The sequence below is a fragment of the Streptococcus mitis genome (assembly GCF_901542415.1).
In the GTDB taxonomy this organism is placed as follows: domain Bacteria; phylum Bacillota; class Bacilli; order Lactobacillales; family Streptococcaceae; genus Streptococcus; species Streptococcus mitis_BL.
The window spans coordinates 576,683-600,237 of sequence record NZ_CABEHV010000004.1 but is presented as its reverse complement, the minus strand read 5'-3'; the positions used below and the strand labels follow the sequence as shown (position 1 = coordinate 600,237).

Sequence of the window (23,555 nt, the reverse complement as noted above, 5' to 3'; positions counted from 1 at the left end):
CTCAAGTACAGCCTGCGGCTAGTTTCCTAGTTTGCTCTTTGATTTTCATTGAGTATAATAATTCAAAACTGATTGTGACGGGACTATTCTAGCTTTAGAATTGCTCAAAAATTAACATTTAAGGCTATCAATAGCTTAGAATAGCGCGAAAACATTTAGTTTATAGGAATTCTAGGTCTAGAATTACATATATATTTATTAAGATAGGGTGTTCGATAGTCAGGATAGTTCTATTCTGAAAGATTTGAGCTGTCAATCTTCTAGAATAGTAGTTTGCCAATGAATTTTGTTGAAAGATTCCTTGTTTTATGGTAGTCTAAAGTAAAAGAAAGCCTTATCATTATATTTGTATCTTTAATCTGACTTGGTTTAGGTCTAGAAAAGGGATAGATATTTGGGGGTTTCAAATAATAATAATATTTTCACTTGCAAAAAATGTATTTCAACTTTACCTAATGTAGAAGAAGGAAATATCATAAAATGCTTATGACTTGTTTGAAAGAGAATGTAAACTAAAAATGGATTCCCTTTAAATATTAGGAGTAGGTAGATGAGTAATCTAGAGTCAATTCGTAAAGCGCATATCATCGTGTGGGGTGCCTATCTATTTTTATCATTAAGGGCGCCGCTAATTAGCAGCACAGAGTATTTCGTGCTTATTTTTTTAGCGTTTCTCTATTCAATAGTATCGCTACCTATATACTCTGTGAAGAATAAAATAGTATCTATTTGTTTGGCTATAAACTCGATCCTGTTAATGAGTTTTCCAATTTTAATCAATAAATTTTTCCCAGGAAACGTTTCTACTTATATCGTATTAATAAGTAATTTTATCCTGGAGTTTTTAATCTTTAATAAAATTGGTAAAGATTTTGATACTAGATTAGCTAGCGAGTATAGGAAAATCAGTCAGTTTAAAAGTAAGATGTCTCAATCTCCTTGGATAAAATATTTAGAGATTTCTAGTTTTATATTAACTGTATTTCCATTTATTCTTCATGGTACAGTTGCTAATCATGTACTGACTCTTATTTTTTTGATAAAAATTTGTGTAGATACTACGATAAAGTTTCTATTAAACAGAATCTTTAATTCAAGTAAGGTAATGAAAAGGAGGATATTTTCTCTTTTCACACTAGATTTGATGGTATATATATTTTTAGACTATGTTTTAGTGATGCAAAAAGACGGATATCTGTTTTCAATTCTACTAATTTTTTCTAATTTTTCCCTTCCCTTTATCAGAGAAAAAGAGTATGAGTTATTTAAAAATAAGAAGTGAGATAAATAGGCTTAAATCTTAGTTTTATTTAAAATCAAATCAGATAGAGAAAGGATATCTTATCTAGGTAACAAAGTGCTTTAAACAAAGTTGACGATCACTTGTTAGGAAACTATCCTAACCATGCAACGTTAAAGAGGAGAAATCTTATGAAACTCGTATCACTAAATAACTATGCTGCTATTGAGTAAGAAGAAATGAGGTGTCTTGATGGGGGATTATCTCTACATAAAGACGGGGGAATGTTACAGTAAACGTAGCCCTTGCTTATTTTATGGGAAATTAAATATGTTTAAAATAAGTGATAGAGTCAGAGTGGTCTTTGCTCTTTTAGGAGTAAGTTCCATATTGATTAGTATGTATCTTATACCTTTTATTAAAACTGAGAATAAATTTTGGGAAATACTTTTATTTATATTAGGTGTATTGCTAATTGGAATTGCGTTGCTAAATCCCCTAAAAATTAAATTTTGGAAATAGCGTTAGTGAGTGGGTAATCATTTCTTGATTGGATTTTTTAATGCTATTGATGAATGGGATGGAAAAAGTGACAATAAATTAAGAATAGGATGATAGCATTATGATGGTTGTTTTAATTTTGATGGTTGTGGTATTTCTGTATTATGTAATTACAGAGTATTTTCAGAATAGTTATATTGACTGCATACTATTTCTAACATTGCTGATTTCTCATTTGATATGGGATTACTATTTTTTGCCCATTGAAATTTTAGTGGCATTAAGTGGAGTAAATTTGCTGTCAAGATTTTTCAAAAAAAAGAGAAGTCAATAGATTTGATAGTAGATTATTAAGATGAAACGTAAAATTGGAATATTTAAAATGAAACATTTTATTGCAGGAATTGGTGAGATAAGATTTAGCAGTTATCTATTGTCTCTATGTGTAGGACTAGCCCCTCTTTTTCATATCTATGTAATAGGCTCTGAAATGAATTTTGTGAAAATAGTGTCATCTATTTTGGGAATTATATTTGTTTGTATTTTAACTATTGCTCGAATTTATAGAAGATTTTTCTATAATAAAAATAAACTTGACTAGAATAGTATGGATTAGTTAATCAATTGGAACGATTATTCTTTGTGATACTATACCACTTTTAAGTTTTTACATTAAACAGCTGGCTGAAGTGAAAGTTGTTTATCTTAGAAAGGAAAACCTCAAATTGTCCTACAAATTTCTACTTTTCGACCTCGACCACACTCTTCTTGATTTTGATGCTGCTGAGGATGTGGCTTTGACCCAACTTCTAAAAGAAGAAGGGGTTACAGATATTCAGGCCTATAAAGACTATTATGTTCCTATGAACAAGGCTCTCTGGAAGGACTTAGAGCAAAAGAAAATTAGTAAACAAGAACTGGTTAACACGCGCTTTTCTCGTTTATTTGCTCACTTTGGACAGGAAAAAGACGGTAGTTTTCTAGCCCAGCGTTATCAATTTTACCTCGCTCAGCAGGGGCAAACGATTTCGGGTGCTCATGAACTTTTGGACAGCCTCATCGAGCGTGATTATGAGCTATATGCTGCGACAAATGGTATTACTGCCATTCAGACAGGGCGCTTGGCTCAATCGGGTCTGGCACCTTATTTCAATCAAGTCTTTATCTCTGAACAGCTGCAAACACAAAAGCCTGATGCTCTCTTTTATGAAAAGATTGGCCAGCAAATTGCTGGATTTAGTAAAGAAAAGACGCTGATGATTGGAGATTCTCTAACCGCAGACATCCAAGGTGGCAATAATGCTGAGATTGACACTATTTGGTATAATCCTCATGACCTCGACAATCACACACAAGCCCAGCCGACTTACGAAGTTCATTCTTACCAAGACTTGTTGGATTATTTAGATAAACTGTAAAAAGTGGTTTCCATAACCACTTTTTGCTATAATAGAGGCAGTAAAAACGAAGGAGTTGGCTATGGAACACTCGTCTTGGCATGATTTGATTAAGGCACAATTACCTGAGGGTTATTTCGGGAAAATCAATCAGTTTATGGAGCAGGTCTATTCTCAAGGGACTATTTATCCACCCAAGGAAAAGGTTTTTCAGGCTCTCTTGACCACACCCCTAGAAGACGTTAAGGTGGTGATTCTAGGGCAAGATCCCTATCACGGGCCAGGTCAAGCGCAGGGCTTGAGTTTTTCTGTACCTGACTCTATCCCAGCTCCGCCATCCTTGCAAAATATCTTGAAAGAATTGTCAGATGATATCGGGGTTAAGAAATCTCATGATTTGACAGCTTGGGCTGAACAAGGAGTCTTGCTTCTTAATGCTTGTTTGACGGTTCCTGCCGGACGGGCCAATGGTCATGCTGGTCAGATATGGGAGCCTTTTACGGATGCTGTGATTCAGGTGGTCAATCATCTAGATAGACCAGTCGTTTTTGTACTCTGGGGAGCTTATGCACGTAAGAAGAAGGCCTTAGTTACCAATCCTCATCACTTGATTATCGAATCAGCCCATCCCAGTCCTTTGTCAGTTTATAGAGGATTTTGGGGTTCTAAGCCTTTTTCCAAGGCCAATGCATTCTTAAAAGAAACAGAACAAGAGCCAATCGATTGGCTTAGATAAGGAGAGAATATGCCTCAGTTAGCGACAATTTGCTACATTGATAACGGGAAAGAATTGCTTATGCTCCATCGTAATAAGAAACCCAATGATGTCCATGAAGGGAAATGGATTGGTGTGGGTGGTAAGCTAGAGAGAGGAGAGACGCCTCAGGAATGCGCGACGCGTGAAATCCTTGAGGAAACAGGGCTCAAAGCCAAGCCAGTTCTAAAAGGTGTTATCACTTTTCCTGAATTCACACCAGATTTAGACTGGTACACCTATGTTTTTAAGGTGACAGAGTTTGAGGGGGACTTGATTGACTGCAATGAGGGGACGCTGGAATGGGTTCCCTATGACGAGGTTTTGAGCAAGCCTACTTGGGAAGGTGACCATACCTTTGTTGAGTGGCTTTTAGAGGATAAACCCTTCTTTTCAGCCAAGTTTGTCTATGATGGGGATAAATTGTTGGATACCCAAGTTGATTTCTATGAATAAAGGAGAAAGCAGATGCTACTAATCAAAAATGGTCGTGTAATGGATCCCAAGTCTGGTTTGGATCAAGTGTGTGATGTCTTAGTTCAAGATGGGAAAATTATCAAAATTGCGCCTGAGGTCAAGGAAGAGGGAGCAAAAATTCTAGATGCTACAGGTCTTGTAGTTGCTCCTGGTTTGGTCGATATTCATGTTCATTTCCGTGAACCGGGCCAAACTCATAAAGAAGATATTCATACTGGTGCCCTAGCAGCCGCTGCAGGTGGTTTTACCACGGTTGTCATGATGGCTAATACCAGTCCAACCATCTCGGACGTGGAGACTTTGCAAGAAGTTCTTCAGTCAGCTTCTAAAGAGAAGATTAATGTTAAGACGGTTGCGACCATTACTAAGAACTTTAATGGTCAAGATTTGACTGACTTTAAGGCACTCTTAGAAGCTGGTGCGGTTGGTTTCTCAGACGACGGTATCCCACTTGAAAGTAGTAAAGTTGTCAAGGAAGCCATGGAGGAAGCTAAAAAGCTTAATACCTTTATTAGTCTTCATGAGGAAGATCCAGGTTTGAACGGTGTTCTTGGCTTTAACGAAAATATTGCTAAAGAACATTTCCATATCTGTGGTGCGACTGGGGTGGCTGAGTACGCTATGATGGCGCGTGATGTCATGATTGCCTATGCAACCAAGGCTCATGTTCATATTCAGCATTTGTCTAAGGAAGAAAGTGTTAAAGTAGTGGAGTTTGCTCAGGGGCTAGGTGCGCAAGTCACAGCAGAAGTAGCGCCACAGCATTTTTCTAAGACAGAAGCGCTCCTTTTGACACAAGGTAGCAATGCTAAGATGAATCCGCCACTTCGTTTGGAATCAGACCGTCGTGCTGTTATCGAAGGTCTTAAATCAGGCGTCATCACAGTTATCGCGACTGACCACGCGCCTCATCATGCAGATGAGAAAAATGTCGAAGATATTACCAAAGCGCCATCTGGTATGACTGGCTTAGAAACATCTCTATCTCTTGGATTGACTTATTTGGTCGAAGCTGGTGAGTTAAGCTTGATGGAATTACTCGAAAAAATGACATACAACCCGTCCAAGCTTTACAACTTTGAAGCAGGTTACTTGGCTGAGAATGGCCCAGCGGACATCACTATTTTTGATGTTAAGGCTGACCGTCTTGTGGACTCCCATTTTGCTTCAAAAGCAGCTAATTCACCATTCATCGGTGAAACCTTAAAAGGGCAGGTTAAATACACCATCTGTAAGGGACAAATCGTCTATCAAAACTAGGTGGGAGTCTGCTCTGTAAACAAAAAGAATAGAGAGCCTATATGTACCAAACCCATCATTTTAAAGACAAGTTTATCTTATTTTTAAAGATATTTTTCCCTATCCTGATTTATCAGTTTGCCAATTATTCTGCCTCCTTTGTTGATACGACTATGACAGGTCAATACAATACAATGGACTTGGCTGGTGTGTCTATGGCAACCAGTATTTGGAATCCTTTCTTTACCTTCCTAACAGGAATTGTATCAGCCTTGGTGCCCATCATTGGTCACCATATTGGTCGAGGGAAAAAGGAAGAGGTTGCGTCTGATTTTTACCAGTTCATCTATCTGGCCTTGGGTCTATCTGTGGTCTTGCTGGGACTGGTAGTTTTCCTGGCACCTCCTGTCTTGAATCATATTGGACTAGAAGCACCAGTAGCAGCAGTAGCGTTTCGCTATCTTTGGTTTTTATCTATTGGGATTATTCCTTTGTTGCTTTTTAGTGTTATTCGCTCCTTGCTGGATTCGCTGGGGTTGACCAAACTGTCCATGTACCTCATGCTTTTGTTACTTCCTCTCAATAGTGGATTTAACTATCTCTTGATTTACGGTGCCTTTGGTGTTCCAGAATTGGGAGGTGCTGGCTCTGGATTAGGGACTTCCTTGGCTTATTGGGTTTTGCTGGGGATTTCTATTCTGGTTTTATTTAAACAGGAGAAGCTCAAAGCATTGCATCTTGAGAAACGCATTCCATTTAATATGGATAAAATCAAGGAAGGGGTTCGCTTAGGTCTGCCCATTGGAGGAACTGTCTTTGCGGAAGTGGCTATCTTTTCTGTCGTTGGCTTGATTATGGCTAAGTTCTCGTCCTTGATTATCGCTAGTCACCAGTCAGCTATGAACTTTTCAAGTCTCATGTACGCCTTTCCTATGAGTATTTCATCGGCTATGGCCATTGTCGTTTCCTATGAGGTGGGAGCCAAGCGATTTGGTGATGCAAAAACCTATATTGGTCTAGGGAGATGGACAGCCCTCATTTTTGCGGCCTTCACCTTATCCTTCCTTTACATTTTTAGAGGAAATGTGGCTAGTCTTTATGGTAACGACCCAGAATTTATCGATTTGACAGCGCGCTTTTTGACTTACAGCCTTTTCTTCCAGTTAGCAGATACCTTTGCGGCACCGCTCCAGGGAATTTTACGAGGCTATAAGGATACAGTTATTCCTTTTTACCTTGGTTTGCTTGGTTATTGGGGTGTAGCAATCCCAGTTGCTATGGTATTTGATTCCCTCACAGATTTTGGAGCTTATTCTTACTGGATTGGTTTGATTATTAGTCTGATTGTGAGTGGGGCGCTCTATCGTTGGCGTTTAACTGTGATTATGAAGAGATTTGAATCTTTAGAAAAATCTAAACACTAGAAAGTTTGTGAAAAAATATTCTTGATAAGAAAATCCCTTGTTTTCATGGGGTTTTCTTTTTTATTTTGTGAAATTTCTTTTAGAAAAACTTTGACAGTATTTGCCAAAAACGGTAAAATAGTAAGGTAAGAAGAAAGTTAGAAAGGCAAGAAGATGTCAATTTTAGATAAAAATCTTTTGCTAGAGATGTTCCGTAAGATGGAAGAAATCCGTCGTATGGACTTAAAAATTGCGCAATTAGTAAAGAAAGGGAAAGTGCCAGGAATGACGCACTTTTCTGTTGGAGAAGAGGCAGCTAACGTGGGTGCTATGTTGGCTCTCAATCCAGATGATCTGATCACATCAAACCACCGTGGTCACGGACAAGCTATTGCCAAAGGAATTGACCTCAACGGGATGATGGCTGAAATCCTTGGTAAATACACTGGAACCTGTAAAGGTAAAGGTGGTTCTATGCATATCGCCGACCTTGATGCTGGTAACCTTGGTGCCAATGGTATCGTAGGTGGTGGTATGGGAATCGCTGTCGGTGCTGCTCTTAGTCAGCAAATGCAAAATACCGGTAAAATCGTTGTCTGCTTCTTTGGAGATGGCGCGACCAATGAAGGTGTTTTCCACGAAGCAGTGAACATGGCTTCTATCTGGAACCTGCCAGTCATTTTCTATTGCATTAACAACGGTTACGGTATCTCTGCGGATATCAAGAAAATGACCAATGTAGAACATATCCATCAACGTAGCGCCGCTTATGGAATTCCTGGAATGTTCATCGAAGACGGTAACAATGTCATCGATGTCTATGAAGGGTTCAAGAAAGCCGTAGATCATGTTCGCAGTGGCAATGGTCCAGTCTTGATTGAAAGTGTAACTTATCGCTGGCTTGGTCACTCATCATCTGACCCTGGTAAATATCGTACCCGTGAAGAAGTGGAATTGTGGAAACAAAAAGACCCAATCGAAAATCTTCGCAAGTACCTCGTTGAAAATACTATTGCAAGTGCCCAAGAATTGGAAGAAATCCAAGCGCAAGTCAAGGAAGCAGTAGAAGCTTCTGTTAAATTTGCAGAGGAAAGTCCATTCCCACCGCTTGAATCAGCATTTGAAGATATTTACGCAGACTAAGGAGAAAGAGATAAAATGGAAACAAAAACAATGTCGTTCCGTGACACCATTATCCTTGCTATGTCTGAGGAAATGCGTCGCGATGAAAATGTGTTCTTGATGGGAGAAGACGTTGGTGTCTTCGGAGGAGACTTCGGAACTTCTGTGGGAATGCTCGAAGAATTTGGTCCAGAACGTGTCCGTGACTGTCCGATTTCTGAAGCTGCTATCTCTGGAGCAGCAGCAGGAGCAGCCATGACAGGGCTTCGTCCAATCGTCGATATGACCTTCATGGACTTCTCGGTTATTGCCATGGACAATATCGTCAACCAAGCTGCTAAAACACGTTACATGTTTGGTGGTAAAGGTCAGGTTCCAATGACTGTTCGTTGTGCAGCTGGTAACGGAGTTGGTTCTGCAGCCCAACACTCGCAATCACTAGAGTCTTGGTTTACTCACATCCCTGGACTTAAGGTTGTAGCTCCAGGTACGCCTGCGGACATGAAAGGACTGCTCAAGTCTTCTATCCGTGATAATAACCCTGTTATCATTCTTGAGTACAAGTCAGAATTTAACCAAAAAGGGGAAGTTCCAGTTGATCCAGACTACACAATCCCACTTGGAGTTGGCGAAATCAAACGTGAAGGTACAGATGTAACAGTTGTTACTTATGGAAAAATGCTTCGCCGTGTGGTTCAAGCAGCTGAAGAATTAGCTGAAGAAGGAATTTCAGTTGAGATTGTTGACCCACGTACCCTTGTTCCGCTTGATAAGGATATCATCATTAACTCAGTTAAGAAGACTGGTAAGGTTGTTCTGGTCAACGATGCCCACAAAACAAGCGGCTATATCGGAGAGATTTCAGCAATTATTTCAGAATCAGAAGCATTTGATTATCTAGATGCACCAATCCGCCGTTGCGCAGGAGAAGATGTGCCAATGCCTTACGCGCAAAACCTAGAAAATGCAATGATTCCAACAGTTGAAAGCATCAAAGATGCCATCCGTAAAACATATAACAAAGAATAAATCTACATAAGATAAATTATGTAAAACAATGGTTGCTTTTAACTTTAGCAACTTGAGATACGTGTTGTATCCAAGTGATTTGAAGAGTTGCGACATGAGTGAGTCGAATCGATAATATTCGACGAATGAATTAGTAAGTCTACAAGGTTGACCGCCTAATAGCGGCAACCGTAGCAACTTGAGATACGTGTTGTATCCAAGTTGCTTGTAGAGTTGAACACGGGCTAAAAGCTCGGAAAAAAGATAAATCTCCTTGACTTCATCGAAGTCTGCGTCGATTTCCTATTTTTCAGTCGCTTTTTACGCCCTTTGTATCATAATTAGAATTGGAGAGGTCATGGCTGATGACAAGCTAAGAGCGACTCCTGCAGCTAGAAAGTTAGCGGCTGATCTAGGGATCAACCTCTACGACGTTTCTGGCTCAGGTGCAAACGGTCGTGTCCACAAAGATGACGTGGAAACTTATAAAGACACAAATGTGGTTCGCATTTCGCCACTTGCAAAACGAATTGCCCTCGAACATAATATTGCTTGGCAGGAAATCCAAGGAACGGGTCACCGTGGTAAGATCATGAAGAAGGACGTTTTAGCCTTGCTTCCTGAAAATATCGAAAACAATACTATCAAGTCTCCTGCTCAAATCGAAAAAGTGGAAGAGATTCCTGATAATATCACTCCTTATGGTGAAATTGAGCGTATTCCAATGACACCAATGCGTAAGGTGATTGCCCAACGTATGGTTGAATCCTACCTAACTGCGCCAACCTTCACACTCAACTATGAAGTTGATATGACTGAAATGCTGGCTCTTCGTAAGAAGGTTCTTGAGCCAATCATGGAAGCAACTGGGAAGAAGACTACTGTAACAGACCTTCTTTCACTTGCTGTTGTGAAAACCTTGATGAAGCATCCTTATATCAACGCTTCATTGACAGAAGATGGCAAGACAATTATCACTCACAACTATGTCAATCTTGCCATGGCAGTTGGGATGGATAATGGATTAATGACACCTGTTGTTTATAATGCTGAAAAATTAAGCTTGTCAGAGTTGGTTGTTGCATTCAAAGATGTTATTGGCCGTACTTTGGATGGTAAATTGGCTCCAAGCGAACTGCAAAATTCAACCTTCACAATTAGTAACTTGGGAATGTTTGGCGTTCAGTCCTTTGGTCCTATCATCAACCAACCAAACTCAGCTATCCTTGGTGTGAGCTCGACAATCGAGAAGCCAGTTGTCGTCAATGGTGAGATTGTCATTCGCCCAATCATGAGTCTTGGGTTAACAATTGACCACCGTGTCGTAGATGGTATGGCTGGTGCTAAGTTTATGAAAGACTTGAAAGAATTGATTGAAAATCCAATCTCAATGTTGATTTAAGAACAAGAGTATTCATTTTAAAGATATAGATAAAGGAAGGAAGACATGGCCTTAGAAGTAATTATGCCAAAAGCCGGCGTAGATATGACAGAAGGACAAATCGTCCAATGGAATAAAAAAGTCGGAGAATTTGTAAAAGAAGGAGAAATCCTTTTGGAAATCATGACTGACAAAGTCAGCATGGAATTGGAAGCCGAAGAAGATGGGTATTTGATTGCCATCCTTAAAGGAGATGGGGAAACTGTCCCTGTAACGGAAGTCATCGGTTACCTTGGTGAAGAAGGGGAAAACATCCCAACAGCTGGAGCGGCAGCCCCAGAAGCTAGTCCTGTACCTGCAGCAAGTGCTTCAAACGATGATGGTAAGAGCGATGATGCCTTTGATATCGTTGTGATTGGTGGTGGTCCTGCTGGATATGTGGCAGCTATTAAAGCAGCCCAACTCGGCGGTAAGGTTGCCCTTGTTGAAAAATCTGAACTCGGTGGAACTTGCTTGAACCGTGGATGTATTCCAACCAAGACCTACCTTCACAACGCTGAAATCATTGAAAACATCGGTCATGCAGCTAACCGTGGTATCGTTATCGAAAATCCAAACTTCACTGTAGATATGGACAAACTCCTTGAAACTAAGTCTAAGGTTGTTAATACCTTGGTAGGTGGTGTTGCAGGTCTTCTTCGTAGCTACGGAGTTACTGTTCATAAGGGAATTGGTACAATCACTAAAGACAAGAACGTCTTGGTAAATGGTTCAGAATTGCTTGAAACTAAGAAAATTATCCTTGCTGGTGGTTCAAAAGTCAGCAAGATTAACGTTCCTGGTATGGAATCTCCACTTGTCATGACCAGTGACGACATTCTTGAAATGAACGAAGTTCCAGAAAGCCTTGTTATTATCGGTGGTGGCGTTGTCGGTATCGAACTCGGTCAGGCCTTCATGACATTTGGTTCAAAAGTAACTGTTATCGAAATGATGGACCGTATCGTGCCAGCTATGGATGCGGAAGTATCTAAGAACCTTCGCTTGATACTTGAGCGTAAAGGTATGACCATCTTAACTGACACTAAGCTCCAAGAAATCATCGAGGAAAATGGTCAACTTCGTATCAAGGTTGAAGGAAAAGACGATATCATCGCTAGCAAAGCGCTTCTCTCAATCGGTCGTGTACCAGACCTTGAAGGTATTGGCGATGTTGAGTTTGAACTGGATCGTGGTCGCATCAAGGTCAACGAATACATGGAAACTTCTGTGCCAGGTATCTATGCTCCAGGTGACATCAACGGTACGAAGATGTTGGCGCACGCAGCCTTCCGCATGGGTGAAGTAGCAGCAGAAAATGCCCTTAAAGGAAATCATGCTGTTGCCAAGTTGAACTTGACTCCTGCAGCCATCTACACTCTTCCTGAAGTAGCAGCAGTAGGTCTTACTGAAGAACAAGCTCGTGAGAAATACGATATTGCCATCGGTAAATTCAACTTTGCTGCCAACGGACGTGCTATTGCATCGGATGCTGCTCAAGGTTTCGTAAAAGTTATCGCTGATAAGAAATACGGGGAAATCCTTGGTGTACACATCATCGGTCCTGCAGCTGCAGAGTTAATTAACGAGGCATCAAGCATCATCGAAATGGAAATCACTGTTGAGGAAATGCTGAAGACAATTCACGGACACCCAACTTACTCTGAAGTGATGTACGAAGCGTTTGCAGATGTTCTAGGAATGGCCATCCATTCACCTAAGAAAAAATAAAATGAAGATAGACTAGGCTGGAAAGATATTTTCCAGTCTCTATCGTATAAAGGGATATCATGAAATATATTATCAATCATTCAAACGACACTGCTTTTAATATCGCCTTGGAAGAATATGCCTTTAAACATCTTTTGGATGAGGATCAAATCTTCCTTCTTTGGATCAATAAACCATCTATCATTGTTGGTCGTCACCAGAACACTATCGAAGAAATCAACCGTGATTATGTTCGCGAAAATGGCATTGAGGTAGTTCGCCGTATCAGCGGTGGTGGAGCTGTTTACCACGATTTAAATAACCTCAACTACACGATCATCTCAAAAAAAGATGAAAACAAAGCTTTTGACTTCAAGAGTTTTTCAACTCCAGTTATCAATACTTTGGCTCAACTTGGTGTTAAAGCTGAGTTCACAGGCCGTAACGACCTTGAGATTGATGGCAAGAAATTCTGTGGCAATGCCCAAGCTTATATTAATGGCCGTATCATGCACCACGGCTGCTTGCTCTTTGACGTTGATTTGTCAGTCTTAGCAAACGCCCTTAAGGTTTCAAAAGATAAATTTGAATCAAAAGGTGTGAAATCCGTCCGTGCCCGTGTAACCAATATTGTCAATGAATTACCAGAAAAAATCACAGTTGAAGAATTCCGTGATTTGCTATTGGAATACATGAAAAAAGAATACCCAGAGATGACTGAATACGTCTTTTCAGAAGAAGAATTGGCCGAAATTAATCGCATCAAGGATACTAAGTTTGGCACTTGGGACTGGAACTACGGTAAATCACCAGAATTTAACGTCCGTCGTGGAACAAAATTTACCAGTGGTAAGGTCGAAGTCTTTGCTAATGTCGTCGAATCAAAAATCCAAGACATCAAGATTTATGGTGACTTCTTTGGTATCGAGGACGTTGCAGCTGTAGAAGATGTCCTTCGTGGCGTTAAATACGAACGCGAAGATGTCCTTAAAGCTCTGGAAACTATTGATATTACACGCTACTTCGCTGGTATTAGCCGTGAAGAAATCGCTGAAGCGGTAGTTGAATAAACCAAAAATAAGTTGGTTGTAGGACCAGCTTCTTTTTTAAAAATCATATATTACATAATTTATTTTATGTATTTTATAAACTCTCTAGAGCATTCTTTTGTTCATCATTGACGATATGGGTATAGAGGTCAGTAACTTGTGTACTGGCGTGTCCTAGCTGGTGACTGACCAAAACTTGCGATTTAGTCGCATCATAGAGCCTAGTTGCTAGGGTATGACGCAGTTTGTGGGGGGTTACACGTACTTTGAAGTCCTCAGAGTACTTAGCAACCATCTTTTCCACGCTGGAAGCATCGATACGATTGGGAACACCTCTGTAGAGTGTCAAAAAGAGGGCTGTATCTGTTTTTTCCGTCTTATAGCGTTGATTTCGAATGGCTAGATAATTCTCTAGGTAAGGCTTAGCAAAGGCAGCGACATTGACTGAGTCACGTTTTCCACCCTTACGTGTGACATCAATAACCATCATTTTTAAATTGAGATCTCTTAGATCCAGATTAACAGCTTCAGATAAGCGGACACCTGACGCCAAGAGAAGGGCGATAATGGCCAAATCACGTTCTTTATTTTTATTGAATGACGAGAGAGCGCGATTTGAGAGCTGTTGTGGGTACTCTTGGTCGATATAAGTCAGAAAACCTTCTGTTTCATCACCTAGAAAGAGCTTTTGCTTAATGTTTTCAGCTCTGGCAGCAAGTGTTTCTTTCTTTTTCTTGGTTGAAACTTTCTTCATTACATTACGATAGAAATAAGGCTCCCCCTGGTCGTTTTCGACTTCCTCAGTTAGATACTTGTAGAGACTAGAAAGTGCTGATAAGGTCCGATTGATGGTTGTCTGCGAAACACCTTGCTTGGTTGTATTGGCATTCAGCAAAGGACGTTCTCGCAAATAAAGGATAAAAGATTCCATGTCTTTCTTAGACAGGTTTTCCAAGACAGATAAAGGAATATCAGACACTTTATCAGCGTTTGAAATACCAGACTCCAAAACCCAGCTGAAAAATCGATCGTATTCCTTGAGGTATTCGTACAAGGTTGTAAAACTATAGGGAACAGCAAGCTTAGATTGGTAGTATTCCAGAACATACCAGGGCATGATTTGTTTTAGTTTGTCGATTCGTTCCAGTAAAATCTCGCGTTTCATGTATTTTCTCCATAAATAAGTCTACTAGTAGTATAGCATAGACTAATATATTTTTCAAGAAAATTATAGTTTTTCGGAAAGATATTGTGAAGTTTTTAAGATTATATAACATACAAAATACCACTCCAGAATAATGTACAAAACAAAAATAAAGTACACTGCTTAATGAGTGTACTTTATCCTTCTAATTCAGTTTTCTCAATGGTTTAGCTCTAGTTAAGTCGATTAGTTAAATGAATTTAGACTATTGCTTTTTATAACGACTATAAATTGTATGCTCAATGCTATAATTTATCTTCCGAATTTACTTCTTCATAATTTATCGGAATTAAAGCAACATCATTACTTAGAGTAGATTGTTTTTCATTTTCACTTATTTGAATGGCATTTTTGAGTGAAAAAATAACTTCCCTTACAAGATTTAATAAATCTAATGCAAACTCTTGAAGTTCAAATTCAGTTAGATACAGTCTAGTTTCATTATTATCTTCACTTCCATCAAAAAAATTCAATGTTATATTAGTAAACCTGTGCTCTAAATAATTTCTAATAATTTTCAATCGCTTTGAGTTTGGATTAGCTGTTAAAGAATTATTACCATTATCAAAATCTTTCGCTATCCAAAATATAGATGACAGACCAATGTTCTTATCTATACATTTATTTAAATCGCTATTAGACCTCCAAATTGAATGAAAATTTACTTGTCTAGTCTCAATTTTTAGAGAATAATATTCATTTATAAACATTGCAACTTTATCTAATAATGAATATAGTGTTTTAAAAGCCGCTTTTAAACCTTCAACTCTGATAGAGTATTGTACGTAGTCTAAACAATCAATAAGATTAACATTCTCGTCAGCATAATGAACCGAATCACTCTCGGTGCTATTAAAACAGAGATAACGCGCATAAACATATTCTTGCTTAATTTGATTAAACATAGAAATATATTTGTTTAAATCTTTATCCGATTGAAATAATAAACTTGGTAGTAAAAGATTATCATCATATCTATTTATATCGTCAGCTTGTAAGTCATTAAGTGGATTAAGATACAGCACGTTGTTCCAACACCATTCGCGATACTTTTTCGCGATACTTTTGTGAATTAGGATTATAATCGATGGTTTTACAAGAGCATTCATCTAAATCTTTATAATTAAGGTATTGTTCGTAAAGTTCAATAAATCGCTTTTCTGCATAATCAACTCTGTTTGGATCTGAAACAGTTATGCTTGTTTCTATTAAATTTTTAATTTTTTTAATAAAGTGAAGGTGTTCATTATCATTCAAAAAATTACGATAATGATGTAGACAAATAGCCAAGTTACCACTAGCCATTGTGAATCTTAGATTGATTTGTATACATTTACAATACATCTTAATAGCTAACTGTTTTCTACCACAAGCATCTAATAGATTTGCGTAATTAGTGTAAAGTGAGCATAATAACGGGTGAACAAAGCTATTGTTCTCAGGATTTATATCAATATTATTTGAAATTTCGATAGCTTTTCTAAAGTAATAAATTTGTTGAACTGTATAATCGGTATCTATGTTGAATACTAGGTTATCACTTAATTCAAATATATCACCATATGCTGTCCCAATAGAATAAAATAATTGAATTTTGGAAATATCATCAATAGTATTTTCCATATTTTTTCCAAATTCTATTAGTCTATAGATTTCCTCTATATTTTTATGTTTAAAAGCATTATCGAAATCCATTGACAATTTAAGTACATTATGATTAATTGGATTATTTGTTAACATCTTCATCCCAAACTAAATATTTCGATTTTAAATTTAATTTTCCTTTATTTTCCTGTTCTTCAACTAACATATCATATAAAAACTCTTTTATCATGTCCCAATTAAAATTCTCTTTAAATCCTTTAGTTTTCTATTATTTGATAATGAATGGGTTTTACACTGTTACAAAAATAAATGTGTTGAAAATTCCTTCTTCATAATCATGAGACTAAAAGATTGACTCTTGCCTCGGATTTCTGACGAAAATTAGGAGATAGTTATTATCATGAATTTTCTAAAAGCTACCAAACGAGGAAACCCTATAACTTAGTTATTAAATACTTACGGCCAAACCTAATACTCAATACAATCTACTATCGCGTTGTACATACTTAAGTATTGTTCTCCAACTTTACCACTTAGTAGTGTACAATCATCATATTCATTAATATCATTCTCATCATAATCAAACATTAAATGAAAGTCATCCATTTTTCCATAGTAAACTTTTTCTGAATAATAAAGAAATTCCGCATCTGTTCTAAACTGATTTCCAGTAATGTCAATTATGTAATTATTTTCTAACATTAACCATGTGTGAGATTGATTATCCCAAGAAGTTTCGCCGTATTTTGTACCATTTACTTCATAAGTATACACGCCGTTTTCATACAAAAATTTAGCTAATAGTGAACTTCCAGAACCACAGCACCCTCTCGGAAAATTTTTTAAGGTTGGGTCTGAATCTAGTAAACCTTCTTCTTTTGCCACTTCAATTGCTTCACGAAATTTTTTTGATAACATATATACCTTATTGTTCATAAGACACCACCCTTCCTGAATTTCATTAGTTTTAATAGTAATAGACTTAAATGGCTATAGCGTCTATTGAATAGTATTGATCAATTAATACTAAAGAGAAGATCCGCACAACAAAATAATATTCTCCTACTGTTCTCTATAATTGTTTATTTTCTTCCTTGGTAACGGATAATACTCGCATAATCATATCATCATCCCAACTAGAAATATCAATGTTCACATTTTTATCTTTACACATTGCTTTAATCAATCTTAATAAGGTTTTATTACTATTGTCAGTAAAAAGATTGTCGTAACACTCAATCACTTTTTTATTATCTGAAAAAATAATAGGGATTTTCCCCAATGTTTTATTTAACTCAGTAGTATCCCCTTTATGGTCATCTTTCAACATAAATCTACAACTAAAAAATTCGATAACAAAATCCCTCTTCATTTTCTTAATCAAGGTTTTTCGTTGATAATACTCTGAAATAAAGACACCAATAATCCCTGATGTTATAATCGAAGTGATTACAGTATTAATATCCATTCTTAATATCCTTTCGCTTTATAATACTATTATATCATTAATTATTGCTTTTTATCTTAGGAAGTATTCATGTTTGTGCTAAAATAGTGTTATAAATATGAATAGAGGTTGGTATGATGAAGAATCCTTGGATTGGTGTAGCTTCAAGAGACTACAATGGTAGCAAAATAATAGTTGCTGATGATGACTGGAAATACATTAAACAGTTTATCGAAAGAAAATCTTATCCATCAAAAGGAGATCTTAATTACGCTTTAAAACTTGAAGTCTATCCTCAACACTTTGTTGGTGATATACAACACTCTAATGTGATTATTCTAAGCTTGAATCCTTGCTACGGTCAAGATTATGAAGATGACTATAAATCAGATCCAGAATACGCAAATAAAATAAAAAACAATCTTGAATTAAACTCAACGAATTTTCACGCTCTAGAATTTTCAACTGATAGTAATTTGGGATACTGGGGAGAAAAACTGAAAGATTGGATAATAGATAAAAAAGAAATTCTAACTTCATTAAAGACAATTACTAAAAATATTGCTCTTGCAGAATTCTTTCCTTATCATTCTATCTCTTATGATGGCCGTTGTGATAAACTAGCAGGAAAAGATTATCTTCCAACTCAAAAATTTCTTTTTGACATTATTAAAAATCGTATCAAACAAAAAGATGTAAAAATAATCTTGACTCGTTCTTTCAAAAGATGGTACGAAGCAGTCCCTGAATTGAAAAATTACGAAAATTGTTTTGAAGTAAACAATCCTAACAATCCTTCTTTAAAACCAGAAAACATCTTAAAAGTAACAAGAGTATCAGTTGAATCAAAAATTAACAATTTATTAAATGAACTTAATAAAGAAGTTCAAACACAAGAACAGTAGCTATCAAAAAAACAGCTACTTTATTTTTAAAAATGTACAATTGAACCACCACTTCTTCTACACCTATTAGAGTAGAAAATGTACAAATCAATTTCTCGGATTAGAGTATATTATGTACTAGAAAATATACAAAATACCACTCCAAAATAATGTACAAAACAAAAATAAAGTACACTTTTTAAAGAATGTACTTTATGCTTCTAATTCAATTGTATCAATGGTTTAGCTCTAGTTTAGTCAATTGTACATAAACTTTTAGTTTTAGAAATCTTTGGAGTTTCATTATGAATCATTATCTAGTGCTTTTTCTAGCTTCCAAATACTAAACCAGAATGAAATAGTCAACAGAATAAGGAAAGTAATAAAAATCTCACCCATTAAACTTCTGTTCATACTACATAACTGAAGAGCTATATAAGGAGCTATGAGATACAAATTCATGATTTTTTCTTACTGTACAGATTTGATACAGTAAACTCCTTTCTAGCTTTATGCTTTATCATTTCTAACTTAATTATAGTATTATTTTTTACAAAGTTCAATTATTTGTGTGTTCAATATCTTGTCTTAAAAAATAACCGACTCCATTACTGAGAATCGGTTTTCTAATATATTTAATTAAGAAATAAACTTTATACATAATATAAATTATGTAACATACTCTACAACAACAAATCTTTTACTTTTCCAATTTCACTTTTTGGAATAACTAGGTGAATCATATCACCCAGATACATTCTGGTAGAGCCATTAACCGTTTGGCTTTTACCATTATGAACTTGGGTCGTGATGAGGATATTGTGTGGCAAGTTGAGTTCATGAACCTGTTTTCCAGCGATTTTGTCTGATACAGGAATTTCAATAAGTGTGACTTCTCCTTCATCTGATGCTTCTTCTGGCAGCATTTTTTCCAACATAGCCTCATAAACTGGCGCACCTTTGAGCAGATCCATGATGATGTAGGCGACCAAGGTTACTAATCCAAGTGGCATGAGGTTGCGAATATCACCTACCATCTCAGTTACGAGTATCATAGCAGTTAAGGGAGCCTTGGATATTGCTCCAAAATAGCCACTCATTCCCAAAATGACAAATATAGGGAATTGCTCTTGACTGACAAGCCCAAGATTGACACAAATAACACCAACAAGGGCACCAAGTAAGGAACCAAGCGCCAAAATTGGTAGGAAAATTCCTCCTGGAAGGCCACTTCCATAACTAATCATGCTCCAGATAAAGCGGATCAAAAAGTAAACTAATAGAACTTGGAAACTAAAATCTTGCTCAGTTAGGGAAAGAACCAGCTGATTTCCACCACCGAGAATTTGGGGTAAGAAGATTCCGACTGGTATGATGAGAATGAAGGCCAGTATTGGATAATAAGCTCTATCCAAACGGATTTTTTTACCAAGCCAATCATAAACTCTGCCGACGTTTAATACAGCTTTCTCATAGAGAAAACCGGAAAGTCCTAGAAAAATTCCCATAACCAAGTAAATCCAATACTGATCCAGCGTCATGAGAGGAATATTGTCTGGCATATCCAGTACGGGCGTTAGGCCAAATATGAGTAGTGAGACAAAGTTTGCTACGAGACTGGCTGCTAGAGTGGAAACCCAGAAAAATCGAGAAAAATGATGATAGACTTCTTCTACGACAAAGAGGAGACCCGCTATTGGTGCATTAAAGGCTGCGGCTAATCCTGCGGCGGCACCACTAGCAATTAAGGAGCGTTCCTCTACCGGACTAGATTTAAGCCACTTGGCAATACCTTTTCCACCGACTGCTCCAAGTTGAATACTTGGCCCTTCTCGCCCCAACATGAGTCCGCTTGCAATAGCAAGAATTCCTAGAATATATTTTTTCCAAAGTACGCCCCACCAGTTGAGGGTCATGAGTCCCTTTAATTCGGCTTCAACTTGAGGAATTCCTGAGCCTTTGATATCTTTTTCTGATCGAGTTAATTTCGCACTGAGCCAACAAACTACTAAATAAAATAGCCCAATGATAAAAAGATTGCGCACTAGGTGCACTTGATCTTGATAAAGTCCTTCTATCAGGTGGAAGCCTTTTTCGATTAAAAACCGAAAAGATCCAACGATGATCCCAACGACAAGACCGACGATGATTCCTCGTCCAACTTGGGATAATATGGTACTTGAGGCAAAGGCAAATTCTTTCTTGGAACTGAGTGTTTCTGACTGTTCCTCCATAATCATTCCTTCTAACTTAACTTTCTTTTTCTCCTGAAACCAGTGATTTTACTGGTTCAAAGCTGATTCGGTGAATTGGGGTAACTCCTAGTTTTGTGAGACCTTCCAGGTGTTTAGCTGTTCCATATCCTGCATTAGCAGCGAAATCATAGCCAGGAAATTGCTGATCGTATTCCTTCATCAATTCATCACGTGTGACCTTGGCTACTATAGAAGCCGCTGCAATGGAGAGGGAATTGGCATCTCCTTTAATGATGGAAGTTTGTGAAATTGGCAAATCCAGTTTCATGGCATCTATCAAAAGGTGCTCAGGTTTAGGACTGAGCTGGGAGATTGCTTCTTGCATGGCCAGTTTGGTTGCTTCATAGATATTGACTTGGTCGATGACCTGATTATCCATGATACCAATGCCGATTGATAAGGCTTGATTTTGAACGGCTTGATAAATTTCTAGATGTTTCTTTTTAGGAATTTTCTTGCTGTCGTTGAGGCCTCTAATATTACAATTTTTAGGTAAAATAACGGCTGCAGCAACTACTGGCCCAGCCAGAGGACCTCGGCCGACCTCATCAACACCAGCAATTAAGGTCAATCCTTGCTTGTAAAGTTCTTTTTCATAGGAAAGCATGGATTCTAAACGAAGATCCTCATCCAATTCTGCCTGAATGGCTTTTTTACGTTTGATGATTTCTTTTTGAACTCCTGAGCGATTATCCTTTTCAAGTTCTAAAAAAATAGGGCTTACTAACTCCGTGACTGTTTTAAGGAGTTCTTTGATTTCTTTAATCGTCGCCATTGAGGTCTTCCAATGTATCTAAGGTATAGTTACCGAGTTTGCCATCGCGGACTTCCTTCACGAAGAGACTGTAAAAGCGGTCATAGTCGTCACGGAAACCGAGGGCACGGGTCATATCCATAATAATAACAGGCGCTTCTTCTTCAATTTTCATTTGTTTGAAGCGTTCAGCCAGCTTTTCTGGATAATGTTCTTTGAAATAATTCAGACCAAAAATGGTTACCTCGTCCATAGGAAGCAACTGGTCTTTAATAGCTCCTGTCAAGGCCAGTTTCAATGCAACAGTTTCATCCTCAAACTTAGGCCAAAGAATTCCCGGTGTATCCAAGATTTCAAGGTCTTTATTAGTTTTGAGCCATTGTTGCCCCTTTGTCACACCTGGTTTGTTGCCGACAACGGCAATTTTCTTACCAGCCAAACGATTCATGAGAGTTGATTTACCAGCATTGGGAATCCCAATAATCATGGTACGCAAGGTTTCAATCTTGATACCGCGTTCCTTTTGGCGAGCAATCTTATCCGCCATGAGCTTCTTGGCCGCATCGGTTACAACTTTTACGGTTACTTGCTCTTTAGAGTTGATAGCTAGTGTCAGGATTCCTTGTGATTCAAAATACTGACGCCATTCTTTGGTCATTGCTGGGTCAGCCAAGTCCGCCTTGTTTAAAATCAAGAGTTTTGGTTTGTCACCAACAATCTTGGTCAACATAGGATTTTGACTAGATAGAGGTAAACGTGCATCCACCAAAATCGTCACAAAATCAACAAATTTTAAATTTTCCTGCACCTGTCGACGCGCTTTAGACATGTGACCAGGAAACCATTGAATAGTAGCCATTGAGTTTTTTCCTTTCGTAGCAAGGGTTTAGAGCCCCTATTTTGTTTTACTATCGTTTGAACATAGAGAGTTTTCAAATGAATGATGTCCAAACAGTTCTTGCTTTATAACATAGAAATCTACCTTATATTATATCATGACTTCTTTATTTTGTCCGCTTTTGCTTCCATCTTAAGAAACTTTCAAATCCGATTAAAATTCCAATCTTTTGTCATTCACTCATTTGTCTTTCTACAGAGCTACAGCATAATGAAAAACTGACAATACCTTATTTTCTACATACTTGACTTTCTCTAACCTTTTTTTGTAAGATATGTGTAATACAATAGCATTACAGGGAGGAATACCATGTCAACACTTACACGAGACCGAGTTTATAACTTCAGAGTCAATAACCAACTATTAGAAGAAGCAAAAATTATCCTAGAAAGCAAAAACCTCAGCTTTTCAGATGCCCTCAATCTTTTTGTAGAACAAATCGTCCTTGAAAAAGGTCTCCCAATTAAAACAGCCGATCAACTCAAAGCAGAAGCCTTCCTAGGAGAACTCAAAGCAGAACTAGATAAAGGCTACCAAGACATCATTGAAGAACGTTTCTATGACGCAGACGAGGTCTTTTCAAAGTATGGACTATAAAGTACGCTTTACAGAACAATCCGGACAAGGCTTAGACGATATTTTCATCTATTACTCCACAGAGTTCAGTGAAAACATAGCCAAGAAAGTCATCACTCGCCTCCAACAAACCAGCAACCTACTCACGTTCTCACCAGAGGGCGGTATTAATTTTGATCATAAAATCGGCTACTCCCTCTATCCAGGAAACACTCTCAGAATGATTGCCTCCAAACAATACCTACTCTTTTACTTCATTCATGAAAAAGAAGTCTATATTCTGAGAATTATTAACTCACGCACCGACTCCCTCAACCAACTCGACCACCTCTTTCAACATATCCAAGACTGAGAAGTAAGCTCTCAGTCTTTTTATCTACTACAAATTGCTTGTAGATGAAAAATCATAAACAAGAGTTTTTTATAGTGAAATGAAATAGAATATGAACAAATCAATTTCTAATAATATTTTAGAAGCTACACTGTACTGTTCTAACTTATTACCAAGGTGCAATACTTTTTACGAGTCTCTTATGTCCTCTTCGTGTTTCAATTGACTATAAAATAAAACCACACAATGTTTCTTTCAGCTTAATGAGTATAAAACTGAAA

General features: G+C 37.6%; 24 protein-coding genes. 16 read left to right on the top strand and 8 right to left on the bottom strand.

Going from position 1 to position 23,555, the window contains the following annotated elements; all coding sequences use genetic code 11:
- Positions 1-550 precede the first annotated feature (550 nt).
- The 13 genes from FQT24_RS03200 (at position 551) to FQT24_RS03135 (ending at position 13,341) form a co-directional block, all read left to right on the top strand.
- Positions 551-1,282, top strand: a complete 732-nt coding sequence (locus tag FQT24_RS03200) for a hypothetical protein (protein ID WP_143952144.1) — start codon at positions 551-553, stop codon at positions 1,280-1,282.
- A gap of 580 nt (positions 1,283-1,862) precedes the next feature.
- Positions 1,863-2,075 (top strand): hypothetical protein, encoded by a 213-nt coding sequence (locus FQT24_RS11030; RefSeq protein ID WP_143952143.1) that lies wholly within the window; start codon positions 1,863-1,865, stop codon positions 2,073-2,075.
- A gap of 48 nt (positions 2,076-2,123) precedes the next feature.
- Positions 2,124-2,342, top strand: a complete 219-nt coding sequence (locus tag FQT24_RS03185; protein ID WP_143953015.1) for a hypothetical protein — start codon at positions 2,124-2,126, stop codon at positions 2,340-2,342.
- 124 nt (positions 2,343-2,466) lie between these two features.
- Complete coding sequence (locus FQT24_RS03180; protein WP_143952142.1) at positions 2,467-3,159, top strand: pyrimidine 5'-nucleotidase PynA; 693 nt, start codon at positions 2,467-2,469, stop codon at positions 3,157-3,159.
- A gap of 61 nt (positions 3,160-3,220) precedes the next feature.
- Positions 3,221-3,874 carry a uracil-DNA glycosylase gene (locus tag FQT24_RS03175; protein ID WP_143952141.1) on the top strand — a complete coding sequence of 218 codons (654 nt, stop codon included), beginning with the start codon at positions 3,221-3,223 and terminating at the stop codon, positions 3,872-3,874.
- A 9-nt stretch (positions 3,875-3,883) separates the two neighbouring features.
- On the top strand, positions 3,884-4,348 hold the full coding sequence (locus tag FQT24_RS03170; RefSeq protein WP_001135781.1) for an NUDIX hydrolase: 465 nt from the start codon (positions 3,884-3,886) through the stop codon (positions 4,346-4,348).
- Between the two features lie 12 nt (positions 4,349-4,360).
- Positions 4,361-5,629, top strand: coding sequence for a dihydroorotase (locus tag FQT24_RS03165; RefSeq protein ID WP_084924455.1), 1,269 nt, complete (start codon positions 4,361-4,363; stop codon positions 5,627-5,629).
- A gap of 41 nt (positions 5,630-5,670) precedes the next feature.
- Positions 5,671-7,032 (top strand): sodium-coupled multidrug efflux MATE transporter PdrM, encoded by a 1,362-nt coding sequence (pdrM, locus tag FQT24_RS03160; RefSeq protein ID WP_143952140.1) that lies wholly within the window; start codon positions 5,671-5,673, stop codon positions 7,030-7,032.
- A 153-nt stretch (positions 7,033-7,185) separates the two neighbouring features.
- The gene (locus FQT24_RS03155; RefSeq protein WP_143952139.1) at positions 7,186-8,154 is read left to right on the top strand and encodes a thiamine pyrophosphate-dependent dehydrogenase E1 component subunit alpha; all 969 of its coding nucleotides are present in this window, start codon (positions 7,186-7,188) and stop codon (positions 8,152-8,154) included.
- 15 nt (positions 8,155-8,169) lie between these two features.
- Entirely contained in the window at positions 8,170-9,162 is a 993-nt protein-coding gene (locus FQT24_RS03150) for an alpha-ketoacid dehydrogenase subunit beta (protein ID WP_000448714.1), read from the top strand.
- Positions 9,163-9,499: 337 nt separating this feature from the next.
- The gene (locus FQT24_RS03145; protein ID WP_143952138.1) at positions 9,500-10,543 is read left to right on the top strand and encodes a dihydrolipoamide acetyltransferase; all 1,044 of its coding nucleotides are present in this window, start codon (positions 9,500-9,502) and stop codon (positions 10,541-10,543) included.
- Positions 10,544-10,588: 45 nt separating this feature from the next.
- On the top strand, positions 10,589-12,292 hold the full coding sequence (gene lpdA, locus FQT24_RS03140) for a dihydrolipoyl dehydrogenase (protein ID WP_143952137.1): 1,704 nt from the start codon (positions 10,589-10,591) through the stop codon (positions 12,290-12,292).
- A 59-nt stretch (positions 12,293-12,351) separates the two neighbouring features.
- A complete protein-coding gene (locus tag FQT24_RS03135; RefSeq protein ID WP_143952136.1) occupies positions 12,352-13,341 on the top strand; it encodes a lipoate--protein ligase in 990 nt (329 codons plus the stop codon).
- 73 nt (positions 13,342-13,414) lie between these two features.
- Here the strand turns inward: FQT24_RS03135 and xerS are convergent, their stop codons facing one another.
- The 5 genes from xerS to FQT24_RS03115 form a co-directional block, all read right to left on the bottom strand.
- Complete coding sequence (xerS, locus tag FQT24_RS03130) at positions 13,415-14,485, bottom strand: tyrosine recombinase XerS (protein WP_143952135.1); 1,071 nt, start codon at positions 14,483-14,485, stop codon at positions 13,415-13,417.
- Positions 14,486-14,769: 284 nt separating this feature from the next.
- Complete coding sequence (locus tag FQT24_RS11025) at positions 14,770-15,429, bottom strand: LA2681 family HEPN domain-containing protein (protein ID WP_260666137.1); 660 nt, start codon at positions 15,427-15,429, stop codon at positions 14,770-14,772.
- Positions 15,430-15,535: 106 nt separating this feature from the next.
- The gene (locus FQT24_RS11020) at positions 15,536-16,270 is read right to left on the bottom strand and encodes a hypothetical protein (RefSeq protein ID WP_260666136.1); all 735 of its coding nucleotides are present in this window, start codon (positions 16,268-16,270) and stop codon (positions 15,536-15,538) included.
- Positions 16,271-16,597: 327 nt separating this feature from the next.
- On the bottom strand, positions 16,598-17,065 hold the full coding sequence (locus tag FQT24_RS03120) for a hypothetical protein (RefSeq protein ID WP_143952134.1): 468 nt from the start codon (positions 17,063-17,065) through the stop codon (positions 16,598-16,600).
- A 136-nt stretch (positions 17,066-17,201) separates the two neighbouring features.
- Complete coding sequence (locus tag FQT24_RS03115; RefSeq protein ID WP_143952133.1) at positions 17,202-17,597, bottom strand: DUF6680 family protein; 396 nt, start codon at positions 17,595-17,597, stop codon at positions 17,202-17,204.
- 113 nt (positions 17,598-17,710) lie between these two features.
- Between FQT24_RS03115 and FQT24_RS03110 the strand changes: the two genes are divergently transcribed.
- Positions 17,711-18,481, top strand: a complete 771-nt coding sequence (locus FQT24_RS03110; protein ID WP_260666133.1) for a hypothetical protein — start codon at positions 17,711-17,713, stop codon at positions 18,479-18,481.
- A gap of 662 nt (positions 18,482-19,143) precedes the next feature.
- Here FQT24_RS03110 and FQT24_RS03105 read toward each other — a convergent pair.
- The 3 genes from FQT24_RS03105 to ylqF are packed head-to-tail and all read right to left on the bottom strand — an operon-like array spanning position 19,144 to position 22,328.
- Entirely contained in the window at positions 19,144-20,694 is a 1,551-nt protein-coding gene (locus FQT24_RS03105; protein ID WP_143952132.1) for a ClC family H(+)/Cl(-) exchange transporter, read from the bottom strand.
- A gap of 16 nt (positions 20,695-20,710) precedes the next feature.
- Positions 20,711-21,490, bottom strand: a complete 780-nt coding sequence (locus FQT24_RS03100) for a ribonuclease HII (RefSeq protein ID WP_143952131.1) — start codon at positions 21,488-21,490, stop codon at positions 20,711-20,713.
- The gene (ylqF, locus tag FQT24_RS03095; protein ID WP_143952130.1) at positions 21,477-22,328 is read right to left on the bottom strand and encodes a ribosome biogenesis GTPase YlqF; all 852 of its coding nucleotides are present in this window, start codon (positions 22,326-22,328) and stop codon (positions 21,477-21,479) included. Before ylqF ends, FQT24_RS03100 begins: the two co-directional genes overlap by 14 nt.
- Before the next feature lie 348 nt (positions 22,329-22,676).
- Between ylqF and relB the strand changes: the two genes are divergently transcribed.
- Together relB and FQT24_RS03080 are read left to right on the top strand one after the other, a co-directional pair.
- Entirely contained in the window at positions 22,677-22,964 is a 288-nt protein-coding gene (gene relB / locus FQT24_RS03085; protein ID WP_143952128.1) for a type II toxin-antitoxin system RelB/ParD family antitoxin, read from the top strand.
- On the top strand, positions 22,954-23,295 hold the full coding sequence (locus FQT24_RS03080) for a type II toxin-antitoxin system RelE/ParE family toxin (protein ID WP_143952127.1): 342 nt from the start codon (positions 22,954-22,956) through the stop codon (positions 23,293-23,295). The genes relB and FQT24_RS03080 overlap by 11 nt, the downstream gene beginning before the upstream one ends.
- Positions 23,296-23,555: the final 260 nt, after the last annotated feature.

Coding starts and splice junctions, on each gene's coding strand:
- FQT24_RS11025 (WP_260666137.1), bottom strand. CDS start 15,429: ATGTTTAATCAAATTAAGCAAGAATATGTTTATGCGCGTTATCTCTGT.
- FQT24_RS11020 (WP_260666136.1), bottom strand. CDS start 16,270: ATGAAGATGTTAACAAATAATCCAATTAATCATAATGTACTTAAATTG.
- FQT24_RS03175 (WP_143952141.1), top strand. CDS start 3,221: ATGGAACACTCGTCTTGGCATGATTTGATTAAGGCACAATTACCTGAG.
- FQT24_RS03120 (WP_143952134.1), bottom strand. CDS start 17,065: ATGAACAATAAGGTATATATGTTATCAAAAAAATTTCGTGAAGCAATT.
- FQT24_RS03185 (WP_143953015.1), top strand. CDS start 2,124: ATGAAACATTTTATTGCAGGAATTGGTGAGATAAGATTTAGCAGTTAT.
- FQT24_RS03115 (WP_143952133.1), bottom strand. CDS start 17,597: ATGGATATTAATACTGTAATCACTTCGATTATAACATCAGGGATTATT.
- FQT24_RS03145 (WP_143952138.1), top strand. CDS start 9,500: ATGGCTGATGACAAGCTAAGAGCGACTCCTGCAGCTAGAAAGTTAGCG.
- FQT24_RS03170 (WP_001135781.1), top strand. CDS start 3,884: ATGCCTCAGTTAGCGACAATTTGCTACATTGATAACGGGAAAGAATTG.
- FQT24_RS03150 (WP_000448714.1), top strand. CDS start 8,170: ATGGAAACAAAAACAATGTCGTTCCGTGACACCATTATCCTTGCTATG.
- FQT24_RS03165 (WP_084924455.1), top strand. CDS start 4,361: ATGCTACTAATCAAAAATGGTCGTGTAATGGATCCCAAGTCTGGTTTG.
- relB (WP_143952128.1), top strand. CDS start 22,677: ATGTCAACACTTACACGAGACCGAGTTTATAACTTCAGAGTCAATAAC.
- pdrM (WP_143952140.1), top strand. CDS start 5,671: ATGTACCAAACCCATCATTTTAAAGACAAGTTTATCTTATTTTTAAAG.
- ylqF (WP_143952130.1), bottom strand. CDS start 22,328: ATGGCTACTATTCAATGGTTTCCTGGTCACATGTCTAAAGCGCGTCGA.
- FQT24_RS03155 (WP_143952139.1), top strand. CDS start 7,186: ATGTCAATTTTAGATAAAAATCTTTTGCTAGAGATGTTCCGTAAGATG.
- FQT24_RS03105 (WP_143952132.1), bottom strand. CDS start 20,694: ATGGAGGAACAGTCAGAAACACTCAGTTCCAAGAAAGAATTTGCCTTT.
- FQT24_RS03135 (WP_143952136.1), top strand. CDS start 12,352: ATGAAATATATTATCAATCATTCAAACGACACTGCTTTTAATATCGCC.
- FQT24_RS03110 (WP_260666133.1), top strand. CDS start 17,711: ATGATGAAGAATCCTTGGATTGGTGTAGCTTCAAGAGACTACAATGGT.
- FQT24_RS03100 (WP_143952131.1), bottom strand. CDS start 21,490: ATGGCGACGATTAAAGAAATCAAAGAACTCCTTAAAACAGTCACGGAG.
- xerS (WP_143952135.1), bottom strand. CDS start 14,485: ATGAAACGCGAGATTTTACTGGAACGAATCGACAAACTAAAACAAATC.
- FQT24_RS03200 (WP_143952144.1), top strand. CDS start 551: ATGAGTAATCTAGAGTCAATTCGTAAAGCGCATATCATCGTGTGGGGT.
- lpdA (WP_143952137.1), top strand. CDS start 10,589: ATGGCCTTAGAAGTAATTATGCCAAAAGCCGGCGTAGATATGACAGAA.
- FQT24_RS03080 (WP_143952127.1), top strand. CDS start 22,954: ATGGACTATAAAGTACGCTTTACAGAACAATCCGGACAAGGCTTAGAC.
- FQT24_RS11030 (WP_143952143.1), top strand. CDS start 1,863: ATGATGGTTGTTTTAATTTTGATGGTTGTGGTATTTCTGTATTATGTA.